Source organism: Arthrobacter sp. SDTb3-6, assembly GCF_013376095.1.
In the GTDB taxonomy this organism is placed as follows: domain Bacteria; phylum Actinomycetota; class Actinomycetes; order Actinomycetales; family Micrococcaceae; genus Specibacter.
On sequence record NZ_JAAMFN010000005.1, the window covers coordinates 1 to 16,050 of the forward strand.

Annotated in this window: 13 protein-coding genes; 3 read left to right on the forward strand and 10 right to left on the reverse strand. The window is 61.1% G+C overall.

Going from position 1 to position 16,050, the window contains the following annotated elements:
- Together G6035_RS03495 and G6035_RS03500 are read left to right on the forward strand one after the other, a co-directional pair.
- Positions 1 to 904 (forward strand): hypothetical protein (locus G6035_RS03495; protein WP_176615692.1); only part of this gene is annotated, 904 nt, incomplete at its 5' end.
- 29 nt (positions 905 to 933) lie between these two features.
- The gene (locus G6035_RS03500; RefSeq protein ID WP_176615693.1) at positions 934 to 1,449 is read left to right on the forward strand and encodes a hypothetical protein; all 516 of its coding nucleotides are present in this window, start codon (positions 934 to 936) and stop codon (positions 1,447 to 1,449) included.
- Positions 1,450 to 1,531: 82 nt separating this feature from the next.
- Here G6035_RS03500 and G6035_RS03505 read toward each other — a convergent pair whose 3' ends face one another.
- From G6035_RS03505 to G6035_RS03530, 6 genes are read right to left on the reverse strand one after another with little or no spacing between them, the layout of a single operon-like run.
- Positions 1,532 to 2,188: a TetR/AcrR family transcriptional regulator gene (locus tag G6035_RS03505; RefSeq protein ID WP_176615694.1), complete on the reverse strand. Its 657-nt coding sequence runs from the start codon at positions 2,186 to 2,188 to the stop codon at positions 1,532 to 1,534.
- A gap of 21 nt (positions 2,189 to 2,209) precedes the next feature.
- The gene (locus tag G6035_RS03510; protein WP_218062933.1) at positions 2,210 to 4,237 is read right to left on the reverse strand and encodes a CocE/NonD family hydrolase; all 2,028 of its coding nucleotides are present in this window, start codon (positions 4,235 to 4,237) and stop codon (positions 2,210 to 2,212) included.
- A gap of 13 nt (positions 4,238 to 4,250) precedes the next feature.
- Complete coding sequence (locus tag G6035_RS03515; protein WP_176615695.1) at positions 4,251 to 6,170, reverse strand: ABC transporter ATP-binding protein; 1,920 nt, start codon at positions 6,168 to 6,170, stop codon at positions 4,251 to 4,253.
- The gene (locus G6035_RS03520; RefSeq protein WP_176615696.1) at positions 6,167 to 7,069 is read right to left on the reverse strand and encodes an ABC transporter permease; all 903 of its coding nucleotides are present in this window, start codon (positions 7,067 to 7,069) and stop codon (positions 6,167 to 6,169) included. Before G6035_RS03520 ends, G6035_RS03515 begins: the two co-directional genes overlap by 4 nt.
- Complete coding sequence (locus tag G6035_RS03525) at positions 7,066 to 8,025, reverse strand: ABC transporter permease (protein ID WP_176615697.1); 960 nt, start codon at positions 8,023 to 8,025, stop codon at positions 7,066 to 7,068. Before G6035_RS03525 ends, G6035_RS03520 begins: the two co-directional genes overlap by 4 nt.
- Positions 8,026 to 8,027: 2 nt before the next feature.
- On the reverse strand, positions 8,028 to 9,497 hold the full coding sequence (locus G6035_RS03530) for an ABC transporter substrate-binding protein (protein ID WP_256127715.1): 1,470 nt from the start codon (positions 9,495 to 9,497) through the stop codon (positions 8,028 to 8,030).
- 241 nt (positions 9,498 to 9,738) lie between these two features.
- On the opposite strand from G6035_RS03530, the gene G6035_RS03535 reads away from it, so the two are divergent.
- Positions 9,739 to 11,151, forward strand: coding sequence for a DMT family transporter (locus G6035_RS03535; RefSeq protein WP_176615699.1), 1,413 nt, complete (start codon positions 9,739 to 9,741; stop codon positions 11,149 to 11,151).
- A 58-nt stretch (positions 11,152 to 11,209) separates the two neighbouring features.
- On the opposite strand, the gene G6035_RS03540 is transcribed toward G6035_RS03535, so the two are convergent.
- The 4 genes from G6035_RS03540 to G6035_RS03555 form a co-directional block, all read right to left on the reverse strand.
- The gene (locus G6035_RS03540; RefSeq protein ID WP_176615700.1) at positions 11,210 to 12,364 is read right to left on the reverse strand and encodes an ArdC-like ssDNA-binding domain-containing protein; all 1,155 of its coding nucleotides are present in this window, start codon (positions 12,362 to 12,364) and stop codon (positions 11,210 to 11,212) included.
- A gap of 85 nt (positions 12,365 to 12,449) precedes the next feature.
- Positions 12,450 to 12,941 carry a hypothetical protein gene (locus G6035_RS03545; RefSeq protein ID WP_176615701.1) on the reverse strand — a complete coding sequence of 164 codons (492 nt, stop codon included), beginning with the start codon at positions 12,939 to 12,941 and terminating at the stop codon, positions 12,450 to 12,452.
- A gap of 12 nt (positions 12,942 to 12,953) precedes the next feature.
- On the reverse strand, positions 12,954 to 14,762 hold the full coding sequence (locus tag G6035_RS03550; protein WP_176615702.1) for a type IV secretory system conjugative DNA transfer family protein: 1,809 nt from the start codon (positions 14,760 to 14,762) through the stop codon (positions 12,954 to 12,956).
- Positions 14,762 to 15,976, reverse strand: a complete 1,215-nt coding sequence (locus tag G6035_RS03555) for an ATP-binding protein (protein WP_176615703.1) — start codon at positions 15,974 to 15,976, stop codon at positions 14,762 to 14,764. The genes G6035_RS03550 and G6035_RS03555 overlap by 1 nt, the downstream gene beginning before the upstream one ends.
- Between the last annotated feature and the right edge of the window lie 74 nt (positions 15,977 to 16,050).

The following is a 16,050-nucleotide window of genomic DNA, read 5'->3' on the forward strand; positions in this document are numbered from 1 at the left end:
TTTCTACGTCGGCATGACCCGGGGCCGCACCAGCAACACCGCCTACATCTGCGAGACCAACTCCGCCGCCGAGGACCACTCAATGGCAGCGGAAGCGTCCAGCTGGCGCCAAATACTAGGTGAGGTCCTGGCGGCGAAAGGGGCCGAACAGACCGCCCATGAAGTCCGTGCCGCGGAGACGGCGAAAGCGGACACGCTCCAACGGCTCGCGGCCGAGTACGACTACCTCGCCCAGCTTGCCGCCGCGGAACACCTCACCAAGGCCGTTACCAAGGTGACGCCCGACGCCGTCCCCCGCCTTCAGGAGTCCCCCTCCTGGGGTGCCGGGGTGGCGGCGTGGCGCCGTGCAGTGGCCACCAATGCGGCCGGCGCGCAGCGGGTGCTCGAGGCCGCATTGCACCACCCCGGCGACGCCCAGGACCACATGGCCGTCATCCACGCCCGGTTCCGCCGCGTAGCCAGTAACTTCTCCGCCGAGCCGCTGTCGGCCCTGAAGGACGAAATTTCCTGTGATCGGCCGGACCTGCGCGACATGATCGAGCAGGTCCGCTCCCGCACAGTGAACCGGCGTGCCCTGGTGGCAAGTGAAGCCCTGACGAAGCGGCCGTCTTGGGTACTTGCGCTCCGCGCCCGGTTGGGAACCACGATCGCGCCCTCTCGGTGGGCTGCCATCGTCCGAGACGCGGCCACGTACCGGGACCGCTGGGGAATCGATACCCAAACGGAACCCCTCGGTCCTGTTCCATCCGGTTATGAACGGGAGCAGACGCAAGAACGGGAAGATCTTGAGCGGCAGATCCGCAGCATGCAGAACGGCACCGCACAGGCATCGGTTCAGAATCACATCATGCCGCCAGCACCAATTGCGCATAACCCACTTACCGCCGTCGGACCGTCACTCTAGACTGGATTTCGAAAGGAAGCGTGGCGGTCATGAACCCGATGATCAAACCGACAGTAGTCTCATCACACCTCCTCGGCTGGAGCGTCCTGGTCGGCGTGTGCGCTCTCTACCTCGTCCCAGCAACCATCGCCAACTGGCCAGCGCCGGCCTGGCTGACCACGCTTGCCTCCCTAGCACTCGTCGCCGCACTGCTGCTGGCAAGCCGATGGGCCGTCAAAGTCCGCCGCGCCAAACGTTGGACGGTGAATGCACAACGCATGTGGCAGGCGTTTGAAGAAGCCAAAGTCACCGGCACTACAACAACCGAAGTCACTGTCCTCAGCGTGCAGGAGGTTCAACCCACGGGTGCCTGGGTCACCATCAGGTGGGATCGTTTTGGCTACCAGCAGCCCGCCTGGATCGAAGGCGCGGGCGGCACCTACTGGCCAGGATCAGTCCTGCTCATCACCCCTGATCCCACCCAAGTCCATGTCGGAGAGCCATGGCCGCCAACGTACCGGATCGCCCAAGGTGACTGTCGTGCGGTGGCACCCATGCGCCATTGATAAGTTCAACCGTCGTATGCGCGACTCGTAACGACAACCGACGGCCGGCAATAAGGTGGCTACGAGGCTGGTTGGCACGATCTTAACCAAGATTATCTAGACGCAAGCCTTCACGCACGTGGCGCAGGAGAAGTCTCTGTGCTTCGGCGACGCTTATTCTTGCGCGTCTTGAATAACACTGTATGGCAAGTCCGTCGACGATAGCGGCAATGGATACCGCAAAATTCCGAGGATCAGCACATGAAAACTCTTGATCTTCGACGCCTGCTTCAATAATGGCCGCCAACGCGTCCCACCACGCTTCATAGTGCGTATTCATCCATTCGCCATAGGAGTCCTCACGCGCGGCTGCCGACCAAAAGTCGAGCCAAATCATCCAGTGCCGCCGGGTGTCAGGATCGGGGCGAAACAAACCCTTCAGAAACGTCAGCAGCGTGGTCGTTTTGTCTTCGTCACTGCTCGCAGCGGCTTCGCGCAACGGAATGTAGAAGTCCACGGTTTCCGCCTTGACCACTTCCCACAGAACTTCCTCCAGGCTTCGGAAGTGATAAGTGATCGTCCCCGGGGAAACTCCACAGGCACGTGATATGTCGCGGATTTGGACGTTGAAAAGTCCCTTGTCTGCGATTAGGTCGCGTGCAGACTCGATGACCAGCCGCCGTCGCACTTCCGTTGGGTGCCGCTGGCGTTCATCTGCAGATTTGGCGCGCGGTCTTGTTGCCGATTTGACTTCGGTCACGGCTTTATCTCCCATCGCTGCCTAAACCGATGTTCTTTCGATTTCTTTTTCGAACGTCTTGTCGAAGTGCACGCTGCCGTTCAAATAGGTCGTGACTCTGTTGGACAAATTAAAATGCGTGGCTGTCGCACTGATGCGGGATTGAGTGTCTATTTTTACGTGCCAGTCGTCCCGGTCCATTTCGATGAGCCAATTTGATTCCGCGACCGCTGACAACGGGTCGTTGCCAGAGATCGTGTACTTTTCCACGGCCTGTTCCCCGTATCTCATGCCGTCAGGATAGACCCGGTAGCCCCCATATTTGGGATCTACTGTGAGCACCCACGTATCGGAGTCGGGTTCGTAGCGCACCTCGCGTTCCGGAATGGTCGAAGATTTCGGCTCGGCCACTACCGCCAGTGGCGCCCCTTGGACGGGTTCATCGAATGACGGGCCGGGTTCTACCAGCGCGGCCGGGTCCAGATGGCCGAGGTGCAGATCACTGGCGTTCGGATCAAGAATGAGAGTTCCTTGTTCGGCATGGGGCCACAGCCAGGGCCAATACGTCGTGGATAGGGCAACCCGGAGTTTGTGGCCGACAGGAATAGTCCACGAAATTGCGGTCATTTCAAGTTCAGCGTCGATCCATTCACCGACTTGCGCATCGTCAGCCCTGTCCATGCCGTGGCGCTTGGCAAGGTTGATGGCGCCGCGGGTGACCAGTGTTGACGAACCATCTGGGGCCACGTCCTCAAGCCGGGCCATGATGTTTGCCCTCCTCGATGAGCAGGCTATGCGGAGCGTGAGCTTGGGGAATCCCAATATGTTCAAGTCTTCAGCGCGAATGCTCGAGTCGAAGACGACCGATCGGCCGTCTTCCGATCTCTGGTCCGGCGGCAAATCCGCGTCGTTTCCGAATGGGAACCATCGACCAGCATCCATTCCGACGTGTTGTGGTGTGTCAATGAGGACGTGCTCGCCGACATCGGCAGCCAGAGTGCGCAGTTCGCTCCCGAAGTTGAAAGTTACCGGCGCGATTCGCTGGCTGGGCCAGCCTTCGAGGGCCACCCAGTTACCCTTTCGTTCTGGATATTTGGTTGCTGGCCTGACAGACTCTTGATGGAACACCCTTAGCGCTGGCTCCTCCATAACACCCGTCTCTTCGCCCTTCAACCAGTGATCCCACCATCGCAGTGTTTCCTGAAGAAAACCGATGTTGGGCCCGGGCGTCCTATCGATGTCGGGATACTGGTGTGACCACGGCCCGATGATGCCCCTGCTGGGCGCAGCAAGTTTATCCACCAGTCGCAGGACGGCATTTCGGTATGGATCCGCCCACCCGCCCACAGCCAGGACGGCAGCTTGAATGTCCGCATAGTCTTCGCAAACGGAACCATGGCGCCAGTATGCGTCACGTTCCTGGTGGGACATCCAAATCTCAGTGAACGGCTGCAGCCCTTCGAGCCGCTCATTCCACATGTCTTCCCATTTGGTCCCCACGCGCCATGGTGCCGGCGGCCTGCATTGGAAGGCGAACATCGTCCCAGCCCAAGAGGACATGTCGATCCCCAGGAGGGCACCTCCGTAGTAGTGGACGTCATCGGCGTACCTGTCGTCGGTGGAGCAGACGGTGACGATGGCTTTCAGCGCCTCCGGCCGTCGAGCTGCTATCTGCAGGCCATTGAATCCGCCCCAGGAGATCCCGAACATTCCAACCTTGCCCGTGGACCACGGCTGCCTGGCCAGCCATGCTATGACTTCGAGCCCGTCGGCCTGTTCCTGCTCATGGTATTCGTCCACCATCACGCCATCGGAGTCGCCGCAGCCTCTCATGTCCACCCGCACGGAAGCATAGCCGTGGCCCGCATACCAGGGATGACGCTGGGCATCGCGGGTTGCGGTCCAGTCGCCGCGGCGGTACGGCAAGTATTCCAACAGGACGGGAACTGGATTTTCCTCGGCATCCTCGGGAAGCCAGATTGTTGCGGCCAACTGGGCGCCATCTCCCATGGGTATGAACACGTCGTCCATGACTGTGACGTTTCGGGGAAAGTCGGTGGTGATTTTCAAGTGGGGCATCCAATCAACTGGTTTGCTGAAAACGCGTTGCGCTGCGAAGTGAAGTTGTCTGACTGTGGCGAAGTTTTTCCACGGGCACATGGCAATGAATGGCATGCGTGCTGCTGGCTTCGATGACGGGTGGCTTGGTCGTTCTGCAAATTTCCACGACGAGGGGGCAACGGCTCGCGAACGGACATCCCCGTGCAGGCGGGCCCGCGGGTACTTCGTCTTGCCCTGGCGCGATGGTTTCGGAGTGGTCGTCACCCACCTCAATCACCGATGCGAGTAGAAGGCTGGTGTATGGGTGGGATACCGGGCCAAATATTTCCGAAACGGTTCCTTCTTCGACTATTCTCCCCAAGTAAAGCACCACGACCCTGTCGGCAACACTGCGAACTACCGCCAGGTCGTGTGTGATGAACAGAAATCCGAGATTGTTGTCTCGTGCAAGGCGGTCCATGAGCCGGAGGATCGACGACTGAACCGACACGTCGAGCGCCGAGACGATCTCGTCAGCAAGAACCAAAGACGGTCTGGCGGAGATGGCCCGGGCAATCCCGACGCGCTGGCGCTGCCCTCCGGACAGTTGCCCCGGGAGGCGTTCGGTAAAACCGCTGGGCAGGCCGACTTCCGCGAGGGCTTCCTCTGCAGAAAGGCCCCTGACGTTGAACAGGCGAAGGGGACGCGTAATCGCATCGCGGACTGTCCGCCGCGGGTTCAAGGAGGTGTCGGCATTTTGGAAGATCATCTGCACCGCGCGACGCACAGCCTTGGAACGATGGGCCACAGTCGGTGCAAGTGCGGTAGTTGTGTCAAGGGTAAGCTCGCCTGACTGGCGCCTTTGCAGCCCTGCCACCACATTAGCGATCGTGGATTTTCCGGAGCCGGATTCACCTACGAGCGCCACTATTTCGCCGGCGTGAACGTCCAGGTCGAAGTCAAGGACGGTGGGTGCCCCTCCCGGTTTCGGCTTTCGGTCGTAGTCAACCGTCAGCCCCCGAATGGCAAGCACACTGGCGGTCTTTTCCGGAGCGACACGCTCGTAGAGCGAGACTTCCCGTGGCGGCATTGTCGCGCCGTGTTCAAAGGCGTCGATTGCGGCGTCGTCCAGGCTAGGCGGAATGCCCGGAACCGTGATACGCGGAACACTGTCCAGCAGGCCCTGCGTGTAGGGATGGCTGGGTTCGCGCAGAATGAGGCTGGTCTCTCCCTCTTCGACCACTCGTCCACGGCGGAAAACCGCGATGCGGCTGCACATTTTGTCGATGACGCCAAGGTCATGGCTCACCATCACCATCGCCATTCCCAGTTCTTGGTGCAGGCGTTTCAAGGTATCAAGAATAGCGGCTTGAGTGACAACGTCCAGCCCGGTTGTAGGTTCATCGAGGACCAATAGCTTCGGACGCGCCGCCAACGCCATGGCGATGCCAATACGTTGTTGCTGTCCGCCGGAAAACTGATGGGGATATTTCTCCAGGGCGCCTGATGAATTCGGAAGTCGGACGAGATCAAGGAGTTCGATGGACCGCCGGATGCGGGCGTCCCGCGTCGCACTCGAAGTGGCGTCCAAACGGAACGATTCTTCAAGTTGTTCGCCTATGCGCATGGTTGGAGTCAGCGCCGCCCCAGCGTTTTGTGGGACCAGTGCAACATGTGAGGCCCTGAATTCGCGCAGTTCCCGGCCCTTGAGCTTGAACACGTCCATGCCGTCTAAGTGCACAGTTCCGCTGGCTACAAAAGACGACGTGCGCAAGGAGGCCAGCAACACGCCCGCCATCGTGGACTTGCCGGATCCGGACTCTCCCACAAGCCCGAGAACTTCCCCCTGCCGCAACTGCAGGCTGACGTTCTCGAGCACATTGACGCGCAATTTCCCCGACATGTAGGCAATGTCGAGGTCTTTGACATCGATTGCCAGGTCGTCATTCCTGGTGATGCTCATCCCAGAATCTCCTTCATGCGGTCAACACCGAGGCTTTTGGCCAGGCCGTCTGCGGCCAAGTTCAGGCCCACAATCAGCGATGCAAGAAAAACGATAGGAGCCAGCGTTGCAAGCGGCACAACTGCCATCAGGCTCCGGTTTTCGGCCACCATCAGTCCCCAGTCCGGCGTAGGCGGATTTGCCCCGAAGCCCAGAAATGACAGTGAACTCACCAACAGGACAACCCACGAGGCACGCATGGCAAACTCAACCAGCACCACGTCGAGGATGTTGGGAAATACTTCACGACTGAGAATGTAGAACACGCCTTCGCCCCGGGCCCTGGCAGCGACGATAAAGTCCTTCGGCATGACATCCATCGCCGCCGCCCGCACTACTCGGGTAACACCGCCGGTGTAAACCACCACAACGGCGAGCACGATCACTTCAGGTCCGGATCCGAAAACAGTAACGAGCACCAGCATGGCCAGGATGGCAGGAACGGCGATCACGGAGTCCACCAGCCGGGTGATGACCTGATCAACCCAGCCGCCATAAAAGGCTGCCACTCCCGCAATGACCGTGCCGAGCAGCACGGCCAATGCCGTGGATGCGAAGCTGACGGCCAAGGCATACTGCCCGCCGTAGAGAGTTCGTGAGAGGATGTCACGTCCCAAGGTGTCCGTGCCAAGTGGGTATGGCCCGCCCGGAAGCTGCAAAATAGCTGCTGCATTGTTCTGAGTTGGATTGCCCGGAGCAATCAGTGGAGCCAAGACGGCCAGAAGAATGTGGAGTATGACGAGCACGAACCCCAGGGTCGCAGGCTTGGACCGTAGGATCGACCGCGCCACCCGTGTCACTGAAGGCCAGAACCCCCGAGCACTTTGCAGTCTTTCAACGACGATGGTGGAGGCGGTCATTTCGAGTTCCTTGGGTAGCGCAGACGCGGGTTTAGCAGCGTGGCTGCCAAATCGGCAAGCAGATTGCAGATAACAAAAGTCATGGCTCCGACCACGGTAATGAGCAATATGGTGGGCAAGTCCCGGCTCTGGACTGAACGAATCATTAGCGACCCCATCCCGGGGTAGTTGAAAATGCTTTCCACCACCACAACGCCGCCTATCAGCCATGCAATGTTCATGGCGACAACGTTCAATGTCGGCAGAATCGCACTGGGGACGACATGCCGGAAAACAAGACGGCTTGTGGAAATGCCTTTGAGCCGGGCTGTGTGCACATACTCCGTTTCCATGACGTCAATGACCGATGTGCGCATCATGCGAATGATGTATGCCGAAGCCACGAACATGAGCGACAGTGCTGGAAGAGTCATGGCGGGCCCCAAGTCAGCTAGGGACGCATTTTCCCCGGCGACCACCACGGCAGGAAATATGGGAATGGCGATGGAGAATGCCAGCACAAGCAGGGTTGCGACGATGAATTCCGGGATGCTCATGCCCACCAGTGCCACGGTGGAGATCAGAGAATCCAGCCACCTGTCGCGGAACAAACCGGCGACAAGGCCCAGCGCCAGGGCAAGGGAAAATCCGACGACGATGGTGATTCCCGCAAGAATCGACGTGTTCAGCAGGGCGCGGCCCACTTCCGGCCCTACGGGTTGGCCACTGACGAGTGACGTTCCGAAGTTGCCCGTGACGGCGTTGCCCAGCCACGTGACAAACCGTTCCACGGGCGATTGGTCGAGACCAAGTTGCCTGCGCAGCGTCGCCACAGCGTCAGGTGTTGCGTTTTGCCCCAGAATCTGGGTCGCCGCGTCTCCGGGCAGCGCCTGCATGGCACCAAACACCAATATGGTGGCCAGGAGGATTGTCACCACCGCCCAGCCCAGCCGTGGCAGTATGAAGCGTGTGAGCATATCTATCCAGCCAGCCCAATATTGATGTAGTCGAACTCGAAGCCGTGTTCCTTGTAGCCGGCAACTTTCTTGCTAAGGCCCACCAAGCGATCGGCGAAGAAGGGCGTCAGGGACCCGCCGTCGTCAATCAAGAACTTTTGTGCGTCCTGGTACAGGGTTTTGCGCTTCGTGTCATCCACGGTGGCGCGCGCGTCGTCGAGAATCTTGTCGAACGCCGGATTTGCGTACGCGTTCTCGTTATACGAGGACCCCGACCGGAAGATCTGGTTGAGGAGCTGGTCGACGGGACGCCCCGTGTACCAGTAACTGGTCATCAATGGCTTCTTCATCCAAACGTCCGTGTAATAGGAATCAGCAGCCGAGGTCTTCACGTTGAGGGTGAACCCGGAGCCCTCCACGCTTCCCTTCATGGCAAGGGCGAGCGGCGTCAGGACTGAGTCGTAGGTGGATGTCCAGATATCCAGCGCCATTGAATCGTGTCCGGCCTTCTTCAGCAATGATTTGGACTTTTCCGGATCGAATTCCAGACCGTAGTCGAGGTAGTAGGCTTCCGTTGGCGGCACCGGATTGTTGCGAGCAATAGTGCCGCTGCCGTGCACCGCCAGTTGAAGGACGTCTTTGGGGTTATAGGCGTGGGCAAGGGCGCGGCGTACGTTGGGGTCCTTGAACTGAGGCGACGTGTTGAGCATCGGGACGGTGTACCACTGTGCGTTCTTGACGGCGCTGACGGTGGCAGTGGGGGACGCCAAAACGGTCTGGGACGTCGCGTAGTCAAGGTTCGTCTGGGAGATCAAGTCGACCTGGCCAGCCAAGAGCGCATTGACCCGTGCCTGGGTATCCGGAATGGACGAGAATTCAATGGTATCCAGCTTGGGCTTGTCGCCGAAGTAGGCATCATTGCGGACAATCTGTCCCGGCCCCGCAGGGGTGAAGGCCTTGAGCTTGAACGGGCCGGTCCCGATCCCGGACTTGCCGATGGTCCCGGCGGAATCCGCGGGGATCACGTAGCAGTTGTAGCCTGTCAGGAGGCTGGCAAATTCCGCGTTGGGCGAGGTCAGGGCCACCACCACAGTGACGTCGTCCTTGGCCGTGGCGGACTTTGCTGTGATGAAGGGTGAAAGTACTCCGGCCTGCGGGCTCTTGGTTTCCGGATCCAGCATGTGCGCAAACGTGTAGACAACGTCCTTGGCCGTCAGAGGCTTGCCGTCATGCCACGTCACGCCTTTCCGCAGGTGGAAGGTCCAGGTCAACGCGTCCTTGGAAGTCTCCCAGGACTCTGCCAGGTCGGCCTGCACGGCCCCCTTTTCATCCAGGCGGACAAGGCGGTTGTAGATGGCGCCAAGGTACTCGTAGGCGGAAAGTGCGCTGGCCGGGTCAAGGGTTTCTGCCTTCGACGCCGGGGGCCGGGCAATCCTGAGAGTTCCGCCTGCCTTTGCGGCCGCACCGGTGCCACCGGAGGACGCCTGGGGCAATGCCGAGCCGCCTGGACCGCATGCCGTCAAGAACGCGGCCGAGACCACCGCGAGGCCGGAAGCAGTAAGGACGCTCCGCCGGGAAAATGTGCCTCTGGCTGCGGGGTTGTTCATGTTTTCCATGTAACGGCCTTCCATGTGATGAGCACTACACCAAACGATCTATTTGCTGTACTGTACAAATAAATTAGTCCGAAAGGCAATAGTTTCGGACAGCAATCTCCTAACGAACTGAAAGAGGGTGGAGGCCACGTCTGTCAGATTTGCCTGGCTGCGGCGGCCAGACGTGCTGATGGTGGTGACATCAGCACCCACCTATGTGGCAACCGGCGAAGTCCTCAAGATCATCAGTCCGTTGGATCTGACTCCACTTCGTTTCCTGATGGCCGCCGTGATCATTGGCGGCTGGTTCGCATTGCGCAAGAAGAAGTTGCTGCTGCGCAAGGCCGATGTGCTGCTCGTGGCGGGCATTTCTGTTCTTGGATATGGCGCCTACGGGACCCTGCTCAACCTCGGGCAGACCACGGTACCGGCAGGGACTGCAAGCCTGCTTCTCAACACCTCTCCCGTGTTCGCCTTTCTGCTTGCTTACCTGGTATTGGGCGAGCGGACGTCGCTTCGCGGAATCCTAGGAATGGGCATCGCGACGGTTGGCGTTCTCGTCATTACCGTGCTGGGGCCAGGCGAGCTGGGGTTTGATTGGAACGCCCTTGTCATTCTGGCCGCGTCCCTCGTTCTTGCCGCATACCTAATATGGCAACAGCCAATCCTCGCCCGTGTTCCCCCTGTAGAAATGGTGTTTTGGGGATGCCTCGTCGGCGGGATCACGACCCTACCCACGGCAACATACAACCTCCATCCAGGCCAATGGACGTGGATGACCATCGTGGCACTGCTGGTTCTGGTAATTTCGAGCACCGTGTTGGCCTACTCTTTCTGGAACATCTCGCTCGCCGGCACCAGCGTTGCCGAGGGTGGTTCACTCCTGTTTGCTGTACCCATCTTTTCGTTGGCACTCGGCTGGCTCGTGCTGGGGCAGGTTCCGACTGCCGCTTCGGTCATTGGTGGTTGCATAGCTGTGAGCGGAGTGCTGCTTCTCAGCAGGGGCCAAAACGTTCCCCACCATCCAGACAAGGAAGAAGAAGTCATGACCACCCCACCCGTCGTCGAAGAGGTTGTCGCGCTGTCACTCAAGCAGGAGCAGTCTGATGCACTCCGCGACGCCGTCCGCCAAGCGGTAGATCACATTGGCGCACGGCTGGCCACCATCTCCCTCTGGCGCCCTGCCAGAGGTGACTTGATCCGCGTATACTCGACGCTTCCTGATATCTACCGGTTCGGCGGGATTTCTGCGGCGCTCGGAGACGACTGGAGCCAGCAGTGCGTGGTACGCCTTGAATCCTTCATTGCCGAATCCCCGGCACATCTCCAGACGGACGCATTCGAGCACCACGAGACACTTGCCGCCCTGCGCCTCGGCGCCGGGATCAACGCCGTCATCCAGCTCAATGGCCGCTTTTTGGGCTGTTTGAACTTAATGGATTCACCGGGGAGCTATTCCAAGGAAGACCTGACGGCTGCATCAGCCATTGCCGATGGCCTGGGTCCGGTATTGGACACCATCTCCACCGAACTGGGTTCATTCAATAGGTAAACCGGAGCGCCGACCTGCAATTTTCTTGGTGACGCTTTTGCCCTCGTCCGAGGCTACCCTAGGTAGTAGTCACACCGGTTGATTGCCGTACCGACGGGCCTGACACCGGACTTGACTGCCGGCAGTCAACACTAGTGTTAATTCGAACGGCGGCCAACCGTCCGCCGGATCCCTCCGGCCCGGTAACGTCCAGAATGCATTTGGATGCCGACGTCACGCGCCCAAGCACCGACTTCGCTATGTCCGCTCGCGACAGGAGCTTGCACCCGGCTGCCGACTGCATGATGGAGTCGGCCTCGGCAGCCAGGACTGTATCGGCCCAGCCGGCGAGGTAGCTGGACGATTGGGCTGCCCGGTCCACGCCGTGGGCTTTCAAGACTGTATAGGCCACAGATTCAGCCTCCACTTCCGCGAGGCCGCGATGTTCCTCGCTGCTGCCATAGAGCTGTCCCAGCTTGTCGTCTGGACCATGCAGCATGACATGGCCAAGCTCGTGGGCCAGGACGGCAACGCGTTCTTCAGGTTCAAGCCATGCCCCCACGCTGACCAGGTGCCGGCCAAAGTTCGTGTAACCGCTGGCCAGCGATTGTTGGCTGCTGGACGTGTGAACGGCAAATCCACTCCTGCCGGCAACATCGACCAAGGACGTCCAAAGTTCGTCGTACCCTGCGCCATTTGTCGGAACCAGGCCGCTTGCCTGACGTGGGACCAGGAGCGGCTCACCCTCTGTCTGGGAAACGTCGAAGACCGCCTGGCCACGCCAGCCAAGAATGCGCGACCGCTTCAAATCCTGCGATTCGTCAGCTCCGGCAATCGCCATTGGTTCGGTGCGGTCCGCGGTCCCATTCGCGGTCCGGGCCGTTCGTGGCGCAATGACCCACAATGCGTGTTCCCCCTTAAGGACGTAGCGTCCGTGTCGTTCCCATTGTTTGTAGCCGGCAACGAGCGTTGGCGGTTCTTTTCCGCGTGCCTGCATCTGGACCATCAGCATGGCCGCATTGCCACCGGAGTAACGCCAAAGCGTGGCGGAGTTGTCGAGGAGTTGCTGCCAGCGCCATGGCTCGCTGACAGCATCCTCGAGGAGCTCGACAAGCCCCTGGGTGAGAGCCGCGACCCGTTCCTCGGGCGCCAGGTGGGTTGGCCGAGAGGCCGGGTGCCGATTCGCAGGAACACTCCCAGTGGGTAAGTTTGCTTCCAGTGAATCGGCACTCATACCAGCCACCTCCGACATTTCTCGCGCCGGGGATCTTTTTCCCCGGGTACCTGTTCATGGTTCGCAGGAGCTTAAACAGCGTGAGTTAGGCTGCATCGCCGGATTTGGTGCCCCAGCCGGACGATCCGGGCCCTCCCGGCGGAAGAATCCTCGGCGTGGGGGCACGGTGGGCCTGCAGACCAACACATCCGGCTGTGCGCGTGTGATCGCGCATCCTCTCGATGCAGGACACCATTCGCTCATGGAAAGTAATCGGGCCGAAGCCACCGTCGTCTTCGGTATAGGAGGCCTGCTCAGCCCGCTGGAGCCCGTATAGCTCGGCGACCATGTCGCTGTGCCGCCACCAACAGTCCGGCACCACGGAGGTTGGCAGGTGGTAGGTGTCGACCAGCCACTGGACCCATTCCCCGAGGTGCTTCCAGACTGTCTGCGCCGTGCGGGCGTCCATGTCCCGCCACCGGTAGGTCACCGGTATCCGTTTGGATCTCTTCCCTTCGGTGGATCCAAACAGCATTGCAGCGAACTCGTCTTCCGCTCCCCCGCCGACCGTGTATTCAAATGAGTCGTCCTCATCCATTGTGAGTTCCTTTCAATCGTTCAGTTTGGTGACAAGTCCGATCTCCTGCCGTTGTCGGTGGCCGGCGGCAAGTTCGCGCTCGGTCTCTTCCTTCGACATCCCCAGCTGGGCCGCGTCCTTGCGCTTGTGCCACTCGCGCAGGTCCAGCAGGATGGGCCGCGTGCGGCGGCCGAGCATGATGGCCGTGCCGACCGGCAGGCGCCGAATCTCGTGCAGGGGAATCACTGGCGCCTCACGTACCTGTTCGCCGTCCTGGCGCCCCTGGGCGGACCACGACCGTGTGTTGACTTTGGTGCTGCGCTCGCCGATGAGCCCGGCCAGGGCACGGAGGTCACGTTCGTCGGATCCACCTCCGAAGATGATCTTGATGATGGCCGCGTCCCAGATGGTTGCGGCCTCATCGATGGACCAACCGGACCGTGCCTGCGACAGCGACTGCAACACGACGATTGTGGAAATGCCTATGCCTCCGCCGTCGGAAAGCACCACGGGGAGCCCCGGCCAGGGCGACAAGTTCGCTATTTCGTCGAGGATCAGGGACAGGGGCGGGTCCAGCCGGCCGCCCGGGGCCACGAATGCCATTTCCCGGGCGGCGTGGTCGATATCGTCGATCAATGCGGACAGGTACGGCCCGGCGGCAGCCGCTCCTGATTTTGTGCCGATCAGGTAAAGCGTTCCCCGTCGGCGGATGAACTCCTTCGGATCAAATTGTTCGCTCTCACCGCGTGGGTCATGGGCGGCCAGGACCTTCGGTGATGACAGCGGGGCGACTGCGGCGCTCACCCCGATCCAGGAGTTGGAGGTGTTCCGGGGGTCGTCGTCGATGATCCCCATCAGATCCGCCTGCCAGCCCAGGGCGGCTTCGGGCCGGCCCAAGATCTCCAAGGCCTCCTTCGCCAAAACCGGGCTCGACGACCACCGCCGGAATCCGCGGACGCCGTCGCCGGACAGTGCCGCCGCATGGAGCAGGCACTGCAGGACGACGACCGCGCGCTTCTGCCACGCGGCGTTCTCCCCCTTGAACTCCGTATCCGCCGTGATGACGAGAGCCCGGCGCGTGGCAATGTCCGGGTCCTCGCAGCCCCGGACGGGCGACCACCGCAGCGTCGTGGGGAGCCCCGACATCCCCTGGGGATCAAATACGGTCACTGGCCGGCCGCCTGAGGCCCGTGCCTTCATCGTCACGACGAGGTTGTCCGCCCTGGTCGACGTCGTCACCACGGCGCCGGGGGCGTCAAGAATGGCGTTGATGATCAGGTACAGCCCTTTGCCGGACCTCGGCGCTCCCTGGATGACCATTGACTCTTCCGTGGAAACATGGACGGTGACGCCGCGGGAGCGGCCCACCGTCCACGAGACGTCCTCGATCCGCGGTTTGGGGAGTCCGGGCCGGGTGAACTTCCCCCTTTTAACGACGGCGCGGGACCCAAAGTCCCGCAGGATCTCAGCACGACGGGCCACGCCGTCACGGCCGAGGATGTCCAACCGCAGCCACGAGCCGGACTGCCGCCACACCCGCCATGCAAAGTACCCGGCAACGCCAAGGAGCAATAGGCCTGCGAGCGCGGGTCCAACGATCATCCAGACCGCTTCGGTGTCGACCATGCACGATCGGGGCACGCCAATAATCCAGTCCATGCGTCCCATGAGGAGTCCGATGCCGGCGGCAGGACTGAAGATCCATGGCACGGCGGCGTGGCAGCCCCATTGGATGGCGGTGGCGGCTGCGGCCTGTATGAGGAGGCAGAACCTCAAATACACGGCAGAGGAGACGAGGGCAGCGTTCAGCAGGGCGTTTCCGTCGTCCAACCGGCGGGGCATCAGCGCATCCCTTCATCCGTGCCGAACACCGCGAGCTCGTCGGTCGTGATTCGGTTGGCGACGATGAACGAGCGGTTGCCCACCTTCCACAGCCCCATGCCCTTGGGCAGGTTTTCGACGTGCTCGCATTCCGTGTCTGTGAGTCCCAGGGCTTCCTTGGTCAGGCGCATGGCGTCGTGCTTTTGCCGGTAGATGATGCGTGTGTCCGCCTCTGTCAACAGGCCGAGCGCCTTTTGCCGCAGGCCGCTGGTGCCGTCGCCTATCTCATTGAGGTCCGCCACCTTGTGCATGATGAGCAGGTTGGCAATGCCATAAGTGCGGGCGAGCCTCCACTGCTCACTCATCTTTGCCAGCATGTAGGGGTCGGCCAGCATCCGCCAGCCTTCGTCGTAGACCACGATCCGCTTGGCCCCGTCCGGGTTGGTCACGGCTGCCTCCAGCCAGGTTGCCCCGCAGGCCGCGGCCAGTGACAGTGCCTGCTCTGAGGCGCCGATCAGCGCTGAGGTGTCCATGACCATGATGGGTGCGTCTGAGTCGAAGGCTACGGTGGACGGTGCATCGAACATACCTTCGAGGTCTCCCGCCACGGTGCGCCGTAGGGAGTGTCCGACGCCGGTTCCTCCCTCGCGTCCGACTAGCGCCACTGTCTCAGGGGTGGGGTTGAGCAGGTACTCCAACACCATGGGAAGTGTGGGGGTGCTGTTGGCTGCGACGACGTCGGTGAGTGCCATGTCCAGGGCGGTGTGCTCCACAGGGCTCATGGGCTGTCCCTGGCGCATCAAGGACACGAGGGCCACCAAAAGGTGCCGCCGCCGCTGTCGCACGACGGCCTGCCACTGGTCATCGGAGATGGACAATGTGCGCGGGCCCGCGTCAAGGGGATTCACACGTGCCGGCTTGCCCGGGCCAACGGAGATGACCTTCCCGCCCAACGCCTTGGCAACGGGCACCCACTCCCCTTTCGGGTCGGACGCCACCGCCGCCTTGCGCCCCAACGTGACCGACCTTGCGACCAGGGACTTGCCGCACATGGACTTTCCGGTGCCCACTGTTCCAATGACCACAATGGACGGCCCGCTGATGACTCCCTTGTCGTAAAGGATCCAGGGGTCATAGGTGAAAGCTCCAGAGCCGAAGACGTCGGTGCCGATGTATGTTCCTTCGTGTCCCAAGCCAGATTCAGTCAGGAAGGGATAGGCGGCCGCGAAGGTCATGGTTGATGCCCTGTGCGGTGCGGGCCGGAGTCGGTGCGGGCCCCAAAGGGAAGCTGGTTGCCTGCTCCCCCAGT

Coding starts and splice junctions, on each gene's coding strand:
- G6035_RS03525 (WP_176615697.1), bottom strand. CDS start 8,025: ATGCTCACACGCTTCATACTGCCACGGCTGGGCTGGGCGGTGGTGACA.
- G6035_RS03545 (WP_176615701.1), bottom strand. CDS start 12,941: ATGGATGAGGACGACTCATTTGAATACACGGTCGGCGGGGGAGCGGAA.
- G6035_RS03550 (WP_176615702.1), bottom strand. CDS start 14,762: ATGCCCCGCCGGTTGGACGACGGAAACGCCCTGCTGAACGCTGCCCTC.
- G6035_RS03540 (WP_176615700.1), bottom strand. CDS start 12,364: ATGAGTGCCGATTCACTGGAAGCAAACTTACCCACTGGGAGTGTTCCT.
- G6035_RS03500 (WP_176615693.1), top strand. CDS start 934: ATGAACCCGATGATCAAACCGACAGTAGTCTCATCACACCTCCTCGGC.
- G6035_RS03520 (WP_176615696.1), bottom strand. CDS start 7,069: ATGACCGCCTCCACCATCGTCGTTGAAAGACTGCAAAGTGCTCGGGGG.
- G6035_RS03515 (WP_176615695.1), bottom strand. CDS start 6,170: ATGAGCATCACCAGGAATGACGACCTGGCAATCGATGTCAAAGACCTC.
- G6035_RS03555 (WP_176615703.1), bottom strand. CDS start 15,976: ATGACCTTCGCGGCCGCCTATCCCTTCCTGACTGAATCTGGCTTGGGA.